The sequence below is a fragment of the Micromonospora phytophila genome (assembly GCF_023656545.1).
GTDB lineage: Bacteria > Actinomycetota > Actinomycetes > Mycobacteriales > Micromonosporaceae > Micromonospora > Micromonospora phytophila.
This window is the reverse complement of record NZ_JAMOKF010000158.1, coordinates 1-12057: the sequence shown is the minus strand read 5'-3', so window position 1 is coordinate 12057 and position 12057 is coordinate 1. Positions and strand designations below refer to the sequence as shown.

The window sequence follows — 12057 nt, the reverse complement described above, 5'->3', positions numbered from 1 at the left end:
GCCCTCGCCGCGGTGGGCGGCACCACCGCCGCCGAGGTCGGCGGCACCGTCACCGGGACCGACCGGCCGGCCGCCGCCACGTACACGAGCGGGCCGATCACCGTCACCCTGCCGGCCGGGTGGCGCGCCACCGGCGAGCAGTGGGCCGGCCAGTACGGCGACGACGGCACCCTCGAACCGGCGTTGGTGATGTCCCCGGACCCGCGACGGTGGGCGGCCGACCCGACGCTGCCCGGCGCGTTCGTCGGGCTCTCCGCCAGTACGGCCGCGCGCACCACCCCGGCCGGTTTCCTGGCCGAGCGCCCGCACGCCGCCTGCGTCGCCCAGCCGACCCGGGCCACCCGGCAGGCGGGCGTCGACTGGGTCGTGGTCGCGTTCGGCTGTGACCGGGGCAGGCCGGTGGTCGTCGAGGCCGCCGGCCTCGGCCCCGGCCGCGCCGGCCTGGTGTACGTGCAGGTCGCACCGCCGGCGGACAGCGGGCCGGACTTCGTCGACGCCCTGCTCGCCGGGGTGCGGGTGCGGTGAGGACGGGCTACCTGACCACCACCGTGATCGTGTGCGTCCGTCCGCCCTGCGGGATCATGACGGCGACCGTGCCGGGGCGGACGAAGCGGATGTCCACCACCCCGCCCGCGTAGTTGCGGGAGACGAGGTCCTCCCGGTCCACGGTGACCAGGCCCGGCCCGATGCCCTGGATCCGCAGCACCGCTCCGGTGGCGAAGCAGAGCGACTTCAGCAGCTCCAGCTCGGTCTCCGCCAGCGGGAGGTCGTACCGGACGGCGCCCTGGCAGGTGGCGGGCAGCGCAGTCGGCGTGAGGGCCGGTCGGGGCGTACCCCGGGGTCTGGTCGGCCGGGGCGGTGCCGGGACGGCGCGTGCGGTGGTCGGCGCGACGGTGGTCGGCGTGGCCGTCGGGGCGGCGGACCGGGTCGGGGTGGGTGCCGGCGTCGGGCTGGTCGAGCCGGGCTGGACCGGCAGCGGCGACACCGGCCCGGTGCCGCAGGCGGCGGCGGGGACGGTCAGGGCGACAGCGGCGACAGCGGCGACGGCGGCGGCGAGCCGGCGGTTCGGGGCGGCGTGCATGGTGGGCTCCTGGGTCGGGGGTGGGTCGGTCACCCTGTTGGTCGCCGCCGCGACCGGTTCCGTTCGCCGTCGGAACGCCACTCAGCTCCGATCGTCGCCGAGCCGTTGCCGGACCATCTGCCGGGCGAGGTGGAGCCGGGACTTCACCGTCCCCTCCGGTAGGTCGAGCAGCGCGGCGATCTCGCGATAGCTCAGCCCGAGGACATCACGCAACGTCACCGCCTCGGCGAGGTCCGGGCGTACCGAGTCGAGCGCGTCGAGCAGGTCGAGGCGGGTGCCGGCGACCACGCTGGTGCGACGGGGGTCGGCCCGGTCGGGCAGCGGCACGCCGCCCGCCTCCAGCACCCGGCGTCGCCGCAGCACCCGGTACGTGGACCGGGCCCGGTTGGCCGTCAGCCGGTGCAGCCAGGTGTGGAACGACGACCGCCCCTCGAACCGGGTGATGCCCCGGGCGAGGGCCAGCAGCGTGTCCTGGCAGGCTTCCTCGGCGTCCTCCCGGTTCGGCAGGAACCGCCCGCAGAGCCGTAGCACCTCCGGCCGCACCGCGACCAGCAGGGCGTCCAGCGCCGCCGCGTCACCGCGCGACGCGGACCGGGCCAGGGCGTCGATGTCGTCTCCGAAAGGCATGGCGGTGTCCAATGCTCGCCGGTGCCGTTGCGCCCAGCGTACGGCGGCCGTCACGCGGTGCACACCGGCGAGTCCGGCAGCCGACTCCGCTGGTCGAAGAGACCTCCGCCACCTGTTCCGAGGTCCGTCCGCGCGGCTCTCGCAGGCACTGATCGAATCTCGGTAGGGTGGGCCGACCGACCTCGACCAACCCATGAACCGACCCGGGGGGCGCCAGGCATGGGCGATTCGTTCGCGCATCTGCACGTGCACACTGAGTACTCGATGCTCGACGGGGCGGCCCGGCTCAAGGACCTGTTCGCCGAGGCCAACCGGCTCGGCATGCCGGCGGTGGCGATCACCGACCACGGCAACATGCACGGCGCCAACGACTTCTACAAGCAGGCGATGGCCGCCGGGATCACCCCGATCCTGGGCGTCGAGGCGTACGTGGCCCCGGAGTCGCGCTACCACAAGGCGCGGGTGAAGTGGGGCCGGCCGGAGCAGAAGAGCGACGACGTCTCCGGCAACGGCGCGATCACCCACAAGACCATGTGGGCGCGGAACGCGGCGGGCCTGAAGAACCTCTTCACGTTGAACTCGCGCGCCTCCATGGAGGGCCACTACGTGAAGTGGCCCCGGATGGACATGGAGCTGATCGCCGAGCACGCCGAGGGCATCATGGCCACCACCGGCTGTCCCTCCGGCGCCGTGCAGACCCGGCTGCGGCTGGGCCAGTTCGACGAGGCCCTCAAGGTCGCCGCCAGCTACCAGGACATCTTCGGCAAGGAGAACTACTTCCTGGAGATCATGGACCACGGCCTCTCCATCGAGCGCCGGGTCCGCGACGGGCTGACCGAGATCGCGCGCAAGCTCGACATCCCCCCGGTGGTCACCAACGACTCGCACTACACCCACGAGGCCCAGGCCACGGCGCACGACGTGCTGCTCTGCGTGCAGACCGGCAGCAACATCGACGACCCCAACCGGTTCCGGTTCGAGGGCGGCGGCTACTTCATCAAGTCCGCCGAGCAGATGCGCGCGGTCGACACCTCCGAGCTGTGGCAGCAGGGCTGCCGCAACACCCTGCTGGTCGCCGAGAAGGTCGACCCGACCGGGATGTTCGAGTTCCACAACCTGATGCCCCGCTTCCCGGTGCCGGAGGGGGAGACCGAGGAGTCCTGGTTCCGCAAGGAGACCTTCGCCGGCCTGGCCCGCCGCTACCCCGGCGGCATCCCGGAGGGGCACGTCGTCCAGGCGGAGTACGAGCTGGGCGTCATCAACCAGATGGGTTTCCCGTCGTACTTCCTCGTGGTCGCCGACTTCATCCAGTGGGCCAAGAACCAGGGCATCGCGGTGGGTCCGGGCCGCGGCTCGGCCGCCGGCTCGCTCGTGGCGTACGCGCTGGGCATCACCGACCTGGACCCCATCCCGCACGGCCTGATCTTCGAGCGGTTCCTCAACCCGGAACGCGTCTCCATGCCGGATGTCGACATCGACTTCGACGAGCGTCGGCGCGGTGAGGTCATCAAGTACGTCACCGACAAGTGGGGCGAGGACAAGGTCGCCCAGATCGCCACCTTCGGCACGATCAAGGCGAAGGCCGCGATCAAGGACTCGGCCCGGGTGCTCGGTTTCCCGTACGCCGTGGGCGACCGGATCACCAAGGCGATGCCCCCGGCCGTCATGGGCAAGGACATTCCGCTCACCGGCATCTTCGACCCGAAGCACCCGCGCTACGCCGAGGCCGGCGAGATCCGTGGCCTCTACGAGTCGGACCCGGACGTGCGCAAGGTCATCGACACCGCCAAGGGCATCGAGGGGCTGATCCGGCAGACCGGTGTGCACGCCGCCGGCGTGATCATGTCCGCCGAACCGATCATCGAGCACATCCCGCTGATGCGCCGGGACGCCGACGGGGCGATCATCACCCAGTTCGACTACCCGACGTGCGAGTCGCTCGGGCTGTTGAAGATGGACTTCCTCGGCCTGCGGAACCTGACGATCATCGATGACGCGGTCAAGAACATCAAGCTCAACCACGGTGAGCAGCTCGACCTGCTGGCCCTGCCGCTGGACGACAAGGCCGCCTACGAGCTGCTCGCCCGGGGCGACACGCTCGGCGTGTTCCAGCTCGACGGCGGGCCGATGCGCTCGCTGCTGCGAATGATGAAGCCGGACAACTTCGAGGACATCTCCGCCGTCCTGGCGCTGTACCGGCCCGGCCCGATGGGCGTCGACTCGCACACCAACTACGCGCTGCGCAAGAACGGTCTCCAGGAGATCACCCCGATCCACCCGGAGCTGGAGGAGCCGCTGCGGGAGATCCTGGAGCCGACCTACGGCCTGATCGTCTACCAGGAGCAGGTGCAGCGCGCCGCGCAGATCCTCGCCGGTTACACCCTCGGTCAGGCCGACCTGCTGCGCCGGGCGATGGGCAAGAAGAAGAAGGAGATCCTCGACAAGGAGTTCATCCCGTTTCGGGACGGCTGCCGCGAGCGCGGCTACTCCGACGAGGCGATCCAGGCGGTGTGGGACGTCCTGGTGCCCTTCGCCGGCTACGCCTTCAACAAGGCGCACTCCGCCGCGTACGGGTTGGTCTCCTACTGGACCGCGTACCTCAAGGCGCACTACCCGGCCGAGTACATGGCGGGGCTGCTCACCTCGGTCGGTGACGACAAGGACAAGATGGCGCTCTATCTGTCCGAGTGCCGCCGAATGCGGATCCAGGTGCTGCCACCGGACGTGAACACCTCGGCCGGGCCGTTCACGCCCGTCGGCAAGGACATCCGGTTCGGTCTGGCCGCGGTGCGCAACGTCGGCGCGAACGTGGTCGCCGCGATCATGCGCTGCCGGGCGGAGAAGGGCGACTACGCCGACTTCTACGACTTCCTGTCCAAGGTGGACGCGGTGGTCTGCAACAAGAAGACCATCGAATCGCTGATCAAGGCCGGGGCCTTCGACTCGCTCGGGCACTCCCGTAAGGCGCTGCTGGCGGTGCACGCCGAGGCGATCGACGCGTACGCCGGGGTGAAGCGCAACGAGGCCGCCGGCCAGTACGACCTGTTCGGGGCCGGCTTCGGCGATGCCGAGGCCAGCAGCAACGTGGCGATGCCGACCATCGGCGACGGCGAGTGGGACAAGCGCGACAAGCTGGCCTTCGAGCGCGAGATGCTCGGCCTGTACGTCTCCGACCACCCGCTGTTCGGCCTGGAGCACATCCTCGGCGCGGCGGCGGACACCACCATCGCCGCGCTCGCCGAGGAGGGCGCGGTGCCCGACGGGGCGGTGGTCACCCTCGCCGGCATCCTCTCCGGCGTGCAGCGCCGGGTCACCAAGCAGGGCCGGGCCTGGGCCTCGGCCACCCTCGAGGACCTGGCCGGCGGGGTGGAGACGCTGTTCTTCCCCAACACCTACGAGGTGATCGGGCAGTACATCGCCGAGGACGCCATCGTGGTGGTCAAGGGGCGGGTGGACCGCCGCGACGACACCCCGCGGATCATGGCGATGGACATGTCCATGCCGGACGTCAGCACCAGCGCGACCAACAAGCCGGTCACCCTCACCATCCCGGTGCACCGGTGCACGCCGCCGCTGGTGGAACGGCTCAAGGAGACCCTGGTGCTGCATCCCGGCGACACCGAGGTGCACGTCAAGCTCCTCAACGGCGGCAAGACCACCACGCTGCGCCTCGGCCCGTTCCGGGTGGCGGCGACCACCGCGCTGATGGGCGACCTGAAGAGCGTCCTCGGCCCCGCCAACGTCACCTGACCCCAGGCCGCCGCCGGGGCGTCCCGCTGGACCTCTGCGCTGCCGGGCCGTCCCGCCGGGCCGACGCGCGGGGGCGGGGCGCCGTGCCGGTCGCGTCGACGGTCACGTCCGGGCCACCGCCGAGGGATTGGCCGTGCCGGGCGCCGGCGGCGGTGGCTAGCGTCGGTGGGGTGGAGATCGAGCAGGCGCAGAAGCTGTGGCAACCGCAGCCGGGTTGGCTGAACACCGCCAGCTACGGGCTGCCGCCCGAGCCGGGCTGGACGGCGTTGCAGGACGCGCTGGCCGACTGGCGGATGGGGCGCACCTCCTGGGAGGGCTGGGGTGGGTCGGTCGACCGGTCCCGGGCCGCCTTCGCCGAGCTGATCGGGGTGCCGGCCGCCGACGTGGCGATCGGCAGCACCGTCTCCCAGCTGCTGGCCCCGGTCGCGGCCGCGCTCCCCGCCGGTGCGACGGTGCTGGTGCCGGAGGTCGAGTTCACCTCCAACCTCTTCCCCTGGCAGGTGCAGGCCGAGCGGGGCGTCCAGGTGCGCACGGTCCCGCTCGCCGGGCTCGTCGACGCGATCGACGCCGACACCGACCTGGTCGCGTTCAGCCTGGTGCAGTCGGCCGACGGCACAGTGGCCGCGTACGAGGAGATCGTCGCGGCGGCCCGGGCGCACGGGGCACTGGTCGTGGTGGACGCCACCCAGGCGTGCGGCTGGCTGCCGTTCGACGGCGCCCTGGCCGACGTGGTGGCCGTCGGCGCGTACAAGTGGCTGATGGCGCCCCGCGGCTCCGCCTTCGCCTACCTGGCCCCCGCGCTGCGCGAGCGGCTGCGCCCCGACGCCGCCGGCTGGTTCGCGGGCCGGGACCCGCACGCCTCCTACTACGGCCCGCCGCTGCGGCTGGCCGACGACGCCCGCCGCTTCGACATCTCCCCGGCCTGGTTCAGCTGGGTCGGCACGGCTCCCGCCCTGGAGCTGCTCCTGGACATCGGCGTGGCGGCGGTGCACGCGCACGACGTGGGGCTGGCCAACCGGTTCCTGGCCGGGCTGGGCCGGCCGCCGGGCGACAGCGCGATCGTCACGGTGGAGGTGCCCGGGGCGCAGGAGAAGCTGGAGCGGGCCGGTGTCCGCGCGGCGGTGCGCGCCGGCCGGGTCCGCGCCTCCTTCCACGTCTACTCCACCGACGACGACGTCGATCTGGCCGTGGCCGCGCTGACCGGCTGAGCGGCCCGCCGCTGCGGCCCGTCGGCCACCCCGCCGTACTCATCGGGCCGCCCAGCCCGGTGACCCCCGCGGTGGCCCGGCCGCGACATCCATGCCCGCGCTGGTCAGGTGGCCGGGCCACATGGGAGCGGTCACGCAAGCCATCCGCTCACCCATGTCGATCCCGCCCGGCCACCCCCGGACCGGTGCTCATGTCGGCGGTCCCCGCGCCGGTCGGCCGGAAAGTGTGGTGCGTCGACATGGCTGCACTCCGGCCGTGCCCCGTAGGTTTCCTCCACGCGACGACCCTGTGACCTCTGTCACCGACCCGGTCGTCGCCGGTAACCTGCGGAGGAGTTGGCGATGGCCGGGCAAGCGATCCTGTCGGCTCGTGGGCTGACCCGCGACTTCCGGGGCTTCCGGGCGGTCGACGGGGTCGACCTCGACATCGCGCCGGACAGCGTGCACGCGCTGGTGGGCCCGAACGGCGCCGGCAAGACCACCCTGTTCAACCTGCTGACCGGCTTCCTGCGGCCCAGCGGAGGACGCATCGAGCTCGCCGGCCGGGACGTCACCGGCCTGCCACCGGAGCGGGTCGCCCGGTTGGGCGTGGCCCGATCGTTCCAGATCACCAGCCTCTTCCCGCAGCTGTCCGCCCGCGAGCACGTGGAGCTGGCGTTGCAGTCGTCGAGCGGGCTGGGCTGGAAGTTCTGGCGCTCCGCGACGTTGATGCGGCGCTACACCGACCGGGCCGGGGAGCTGCTCGACATGGTCGGGCTGGCCGAGCTGGCGGAGGCGCCCGCCGAGGCCCTCGCCTACGGGCGCAAGCGGGCCCTCGAACTGGCCATCGCCCTCGCCCTGGACCCGAAGGTGCTGCTGCTCGACGAGCCGACCGCGGGCATGGGGCTGGAGGACGTCGACCGCACCGTCGAGCTGATCGCCCGGGTCCGCGAGGGCCGGACCGTGGTGATGGTCGAGCACAACATGAGCGTGGTCGGCCGACTCGCCGACACGGTCACCGTCCTGCAGGCCGGCAAGGTCCTCGTCGAGGGCCCGTACGAGCAGGTGCGCGCCGACGAGCGCGTGATCACCGCCTACCTGGGAGCCGCTGATGTTGCGCATTGAGAACCTGTCCGCCTGGTACGGCGAGGCGCAGGTGCTGCGGGAGGTCAGCCTCGACGTCGGCGCCGGCGAGGTGGTCACCCTGGTCGGGCGCAACGGTGCCGGCAAGTCCACCCTGCTGCGCTGCGTGATGGGGCTGCACGCCGGCCAGCGCGGCACCGTCGAGCTCGACGGGCGGGACGTCGGGAAGCTGCCGGCGCACCGGCGGGCGCGGCTGGGCCTCGGCTGGGTCCCCGACGACCGGGGCAGCTACGCCACGCTCAGCGTGACCGAGAACCTCACCCTCCCGCCGACCGTCGGCCCCGACCCGTGGTCGCTGGAGCGGGTGTACGAGGCTTTCCCGGCCCTGTACGAGCGGCGCGAGTCGGCCGCCACCATGCTCTCCGGCGGCGAGCAGCAGATGCTCGCCCTGGCCCGGGTGCTCCGGATGGGCGCCCGGTTGCTGCTCTGCGACGAACCGACCGAGGGGCTCTCGCCGCTGCTCGTGCAGCAGGTCGGTGACCTCCTGCGCGAGGCCAAGAAGCACGGGGTGACCGTGCTGCTGGTCGAGCAGAACCTGCACTTCGCCACCGGCGTCGCCGACCGGCACTACCTGCTGGCCGAAGGACGCGTCGTGGAGGCGATGGAGAACTCCGAGGTGCGCTCGCGGGAGCGCGAGCTGCTGTCGTACCTCGGTATCTGATGTTGACGATGACCCGCGCGGTGCGCGGGGTGGAGGGATGAGCATGCGTAGGACAGTGGGTGTGGCCGCCGCGTCGGCGGCCGCGATGGTGCTGGTCGCCGGTTGTGGCGGTGGTCCGCAGTCGGGCGGGGACCAGAAGCTGACCGGTGACAAGATCGTGCTGGGTGTGCTCAACGACCAGTCGGGGGCGTACTCCGAGCTGTCCGGGAAGAACTCGGTCAAGGCCGTGGAGATGGCCATCGCCGACTTCAAGGCGAAGCACGGCGACAAGGCGGTGACCAAGGACATCACCGTGGAGACCGCCGACCACCAGAACAAGCCCGACATCGCCAACAGCAAGGCCGCCGAGATGTACGACCGCAAGGGCGTCGACCTCATTCTCGACGTGCCGACCTCCTCGGCCGCGCTCAAGGTCGCGGACGTGGCGAAGGAGAAGAAGAAGCTCTACTTCAACATCGGCGCGGCCACCACGGACCTGACCGGCAAGAGCTGCAACAAGTACACGTTCCACTACGCGTACGACACCTACATGCTGGCCAACGGCACGGGGAAGACCACCACCGAGCAGATCGGCAAGAACTGGTACATCCTCTACCCGAACTACGCCTTCGGCCAGGACATGGAGAAGAGCTTCTCCGCCGCGATCACCCAGGCCGGTGGCACGGTCGTCGGCAAGGACGGGGCGCCGTTCCCGAACACCAGCGGCGACTACTCCACGTTCCTGCTCAAGGCGCCCACGCTGAACCCGAAGCCGCAGGTGCTGGGCACGATGCAGGCCGGCGCGGAGCTGGTCAACGTCGTCAAGCAGTACAACGAGTTCAAGCTGCGGGAGAAGGGCGTCGGGCTGGCGGTGGGGCTGATGTTCCTCACCGACATCCACTCGCTGACCCCGGCCGCGCTCGCCGGCACCACCTACACCGACGCCTGGTACTGGAACTTCGACGCGAAGAACCGGGAGTTCGCCGACCGCTTCCAGAAGGAGACCAACGCCCGCCCGACGTTCGCGCACGCGGCCAACTACTCCGCCGCCACCCAGTACCTGGAGGCCGTGCAGGCCGCCGGCACGGACGACGCCGACGCCGTGGTCAAGAACCTGGAGGGCAAGACCGTCGAGGACGTCTTCCTGCGCAACGGCAAGATCCGCGCCGAGGACCACCGGGTGGTGCACGACGCGTACCTGGCCCAGGTGAAGCCCCAGTCCGAGGTCAGCGAGCCGTGGGACTACGTCAAGGTGCTCAAGACCATCCCCGCCGCCGAGGCGTTCCGCGCCCCGTCGTCGGACTGCAAGATGTGACGGGCCGATGACGGGCTTCCTTCAGAACACGTTCAACGGGTTGGTGAGCGGGGCGTTCTACGCCCTGCTCGCCCTCGGGCTCGCGGTCATCTTCGGCATGCTGCGGGTGGTCAACTTCGCTCACGGGGCGTTCTACATGCTCGGCGCGTTCGGCGCGTACGTCCTGCTCACCGAGGCGGGCGTGCCGTTCTGGGCGGCGCTGGTGATCATGCCGGTGGGCCTCGGCCTGCTCGGCATGGCGCTGGAGCGGGCCTTCATCCACCGGCTCACCCGGCTCGACCCGCTCTACAACTTCCTGCTCACCTTCGGGCTGACCCTGATCCTTCAGGACCTGGTGAAGCTCCGCTACGGCGTGCAGTCCAGCCCTTACGCCACTCCGTCCGCGCTCAGCGGTACGGTCGACTTCGGCATCTTCGACTTCCCCGCGTACCGGGTCTTCATCCTCGGCTTCGCGCTGGCCGTCTGCGTCGGCGTCTGGTGGGTGCTCACCCGCACCCGGATCGGCATGGTGGTCCGGGCGGCCACCGAGCGGCCCGAGCTGACCCGCGCGTTCGGCATCGACGTCGGGCGCTGGGTCACCCCGGTCTTCGGCTTCGGCATCGGCCTGGCCGGGCTGGCCGGGGTGCTCGCCGCGCCGATGCGGGCGGTGAACCCGCTGATGGGCGCCGACCTGATCATCGTGGTCTTCGCCGTGGTGGTGATCGGCGGGCTCGGCTCGATCTTCGGCTCGGTCGCCGCCGGCTTCGGCATCGGCCTGGTCCAGGCGTGGGGCGAGGCGTACCTGTCCGCCTTCCCGATCGTGTCGCAGACGATCGTCTTCATCGTGATGGCCGTGGTGCTGCTCTGGCGCCCGGCCGGGCTCTTCGGCCGTGAGGAGGCACCGGCATGACCAGCATCGTCGACACCCCGGCCGACGCCGCCCGCCCGGCGGTGCCGTCCGGGCTGGTCACCGTCGCCCGCGCCCCCGGCTGGGTGCGGTACGCGCTGCTCGCCGTCGGGCTGGCCGTCGCGCTCTGGCTACCGAATGGGCTCTACGCGGCCGTGGCGGTGGACATCCTCTGCTGGGCGCTCTTCGCCGTCGCGGTGGACCTGCTGCTCGGCTTCACCGGGCTGATGTCCTTCGGGCACGCCGCGTTCTGGGGCACCTCCGCGTACGTCACCGGTCTGGTGGCGATCCACGCCGGCCTGCCGTTCCCGGTCGCCGTGCTGGCCGGGGCGCTCGCCGCGGCGGTGCTCGCGGTGCCGATCGGCTACCTGGCGGTGAAGCGGACCGGTATCTACTTCGCGATGGTCACCCTGGCGTTCGCGCAAATGGTCTACTACGTGGCCAACGAGTGGCGCTCGGTCACCCGCGGCGAGAACGGCCTGCAGGGCGTGCCCCGCGAGCTGTTCGGTCTCGACCTGACCGACGACTACTACTTCTACTACGCGATCCTGCCGATCGTGCTGCTCGGGCTCGCCGCCGCGTGGCGGATCGTGCAGTCGCCCTTCGGCCGGGTGCTGGTCGGCATCCGGGACAACCCGGCCCGGGCCCGCGCCCTGGGCTACCCGGTGCACCGCTACAAGCTGACCGCGTTCGTGCTCTCCGGCTTCATCGCCGGGCTGGGCGGCGGGCTGTTCGCCGTCGGGCACCGGTTCGTCTCCCTCGACGTGCTGCACTGGACCACCTCCGGCAAGGCGGTCATCGTGGTGGTGCTCGGCGGCATCGGCACGCTCTGGGGCGGTGTGCTCGGCGCCGGCGTCGTGGTCCTGCTGGAGGACTGGCTGTCGTTCTCCGGGTTCGAGGCCATCGGGCTGGTCACCGGCGGCATCTTCGTCCTCGTCGTGCTCCTGTTCCGGCGGGGGATCTGGGGCAGCGCGGCCGCCCTGGCGCTGCGCCGGATGGCAGCGCGCCGCCGGTAATCCCACGCGGGGCGCATCCGTACAGCGCCCTTCCAGCGAACCCCCTGGTAGTGACCATCTACCCGGGGGTACGTCTGGTGCTGACAGAGCCGATGCCGGCCGAGGTCGTGGCGACCGCGCGCAAGCGCCTCTCGCTGGCAGCCGAGGACCTGGACGGCAACCGGGTCGCCGCGCTCGTCATCGAACTGGCCGGCGACTGGGGCGTGCCGGCGCTGTGGGAGCAGGTGTGCGTACCGCTGCTGGCCGCGTTGCCGGGCCGCACCGCCACCGAGATCGCCGTCGAGCACGCCCTCTCCGAGGGCGTCCGGGTCGGGCTGGACGTGTTCCGGCGCGACCGCGGCCGGACCCTGCCCACCGGCGGCGTCCTGCTCGCCGGCGCCGAACACGAGTTCCACTGCCTCGGCCTGCACGC

General features: G+C 71.6%; 9 protein-coding genes and 2 pseudogenes. 9 read left to right on the top strand and 2 right to left on the bottom strand.

Annotated elements, in window-relative coordinates; genetic code table 11:
- Positions 1-525, top strand: a pseudogene (locus NCC78_RS18735) (serine/threonine protein kinase); the annotation flags it as partial.
- 7 nt (positions 526-532) lie between these two features.
- On the opposite strand, the gene NCC78_RS18730 reads toward NCC78_RS18735, so the two are convergent.
- Both NCC78_RS18730 and NCC78_RS18725 read right to left on the bottom strand, forming a co-directional pair.
- Positions 533-1081: a hypothetical protein gene (locus NCC78_RS18730; protein WP_250795945.1), complete on the bottom strand. Its 549-nt coding sequence runs from the start codon at positions 1079-1081 to the stop codon at positions 533-535.
- 81 nt (positions 1082-1162) lie between these two features.
- On the bottom strand, positions 1163-1708 hold the full coding sequence (locus tag NCC78_RS18725) for an RNA polymerase sigma factor (RefSeq protein WP_250795943.1): 546 nt from the start codon (positions 1706-1708) through the stop codon (positions 1163-1165).
- Between the two features lie 219 nt (positions 1709-1927).
- On the opposite strand from NCC78_RS18725, the gene dnaE reads away from it, so the two are divergent.
- The 8 genes and pseudogenes from dnaE to NCC78_RS18685 form a co-directional block, all read left to right on the top strand.
- Positions 1928-5458 (top strand): DNA polymerase III subunit alpha, encoded by a 3531-nt coding sequence (dnaE, locus tag NCC78_RS18720; RefSeq protein ID WP_250795942.1) that lies wholly within the window; start codon positions 1928-1930, stop codon positions 5456-5458.
- A gap of 170 nt (positions 5459-5628) precedes the next feature.
- Positions 5629-6666: an aminotransferase class V-fold PLP-dependent enzyme gene (locus NCC78_RS18715; RefSeq protein ID WP_250795941.1), complete on the top strand. Its 1038-nt coding sequence runs from the start codon at positions 5629-5631 to the stop codon at positions 6664-6666.
- A gap of 342 nt (positions 6667-7008) precedes the next feature.
- A complete protein-coding gene (locus NCC78_RS18710; protein ID WP_250795940.1) occupies positions 7009-7770 on the top strand; it encodes an ABC transporter ATP-binding protein in 762 nt (253 codons plus the stop codon).
- Positions 7757-8449, top strand: coding sequence for an ABC transporter ATP-binding protein (locus NCC78_RS18705; protein ID WP_250795939.1), 693 nt, complete (start codon positions 7757-7759; stop codon positions 8447-8449). Before NCC78_RS18710 ends, NCC78_RS18705 begins: the two co-directional genes overlap by 14 nt.
- A gap of 37 nt (positions 8450-8486) precedes the next feature.
- Positions 8487-9743, top strand: a complete 1257-nt coding sequence (locus tag NCC78_RS18700) for an ABC transporter substrate-binding protein (RefSeq protein WP_250795938.1) — start codon at positions 8487-8489, stop codon at positions 9741-9743.
- Between the two features lie 7 nt (positions 9744-9750).
- Complete coding sequence (locus NCC78_RS18695; RefSeq protein WP_250795937.1) at positions 9751-10632, top strand: branched-chain amino acid ABC transporter permease; 882 nt, start codon at positions 9751-9753, stop codon at positions 10630-10632.
- Positions 10629-11645 (top strand): branched-chain amino acid ABC transporter permease, encoded by a 1017-nt coding sequence (locus NCC78_RS18690; RefSeq protein WP_250795936.1) that lies wholly within the window; start codon positions 10629-10631, stop codon positions 11643-11645. Before NCC78_RS18695 ends, NCC78_RS18690 begins: the two co-directional genes overlap by 4 nt.
- A 77-nt stretch (positions 11646-11722) precedes the next feature.
- A pseudogene (locus tag NCC78_RS18685) lies at positions 11723-12057 on the top strand (transcriptional regulator); the annotation flags it as partial.

Bases quoted from the DNA above. Each gene is read 5' to 3' on its own strand.
- NCC78_RS18705 (WP_250795939.1), top strand. From the start codon at position 7,757: ATGTTGCGCATTGAGAACCTGTCCGCCTGGTACGGCGAGGCGCAGGTG.
- NCC78_RS18725 (WP_250795943.1), bottom strand. From the start codon at position 1,708: ATGCCTTTCGGAGACGACATCGACGCCCTGGCCCGGTCCGCGTCGCGC.
- NCC78_RS18710 (WP_250795940.1), top strand. From the start codon at position 7,009: ATGGCCGGGCAAGCGATCCTGTCGGCTCGTGGGCTGACCCGCGACTTC.
- NCC78_RS18695 (WP_250795937.1), top strand. From the start codon at position 9,751: ATGACGGGCTTCCTTCAGAACACGTTCAACGGGTTGGTGAGCGGGGCG.
- NCC78_RS18690 (WP_250795936.1), top strand. From the start codon at position 10,629: ATGACCAGCATCGTCGACACCCCGGCCGACGCCGCCCGCCCGGCGGTG.
- NCC78_RS18700 (WP_250795938.1), top strand. From the start codon at position 8,487: ATGAGCATGCGTAGGACAGTGGGTGTGGCCGCCGCGTCGGCGGCCGCG.
- NCC78_RS18730 (WP_250795945.1), bottom strand. From the start codon at position 1,081: ATGCACGCCGCCCCGAACCGCCGGCTCGCCGCCGCCGTCGCCGCTGTC.
- dnaE (WP_250795942.1), top strand. From the start codon at position 1,928: ATGGGCGATTCGTTCGCGCATCTGCACGTGCACACTGAGTACTCGATG.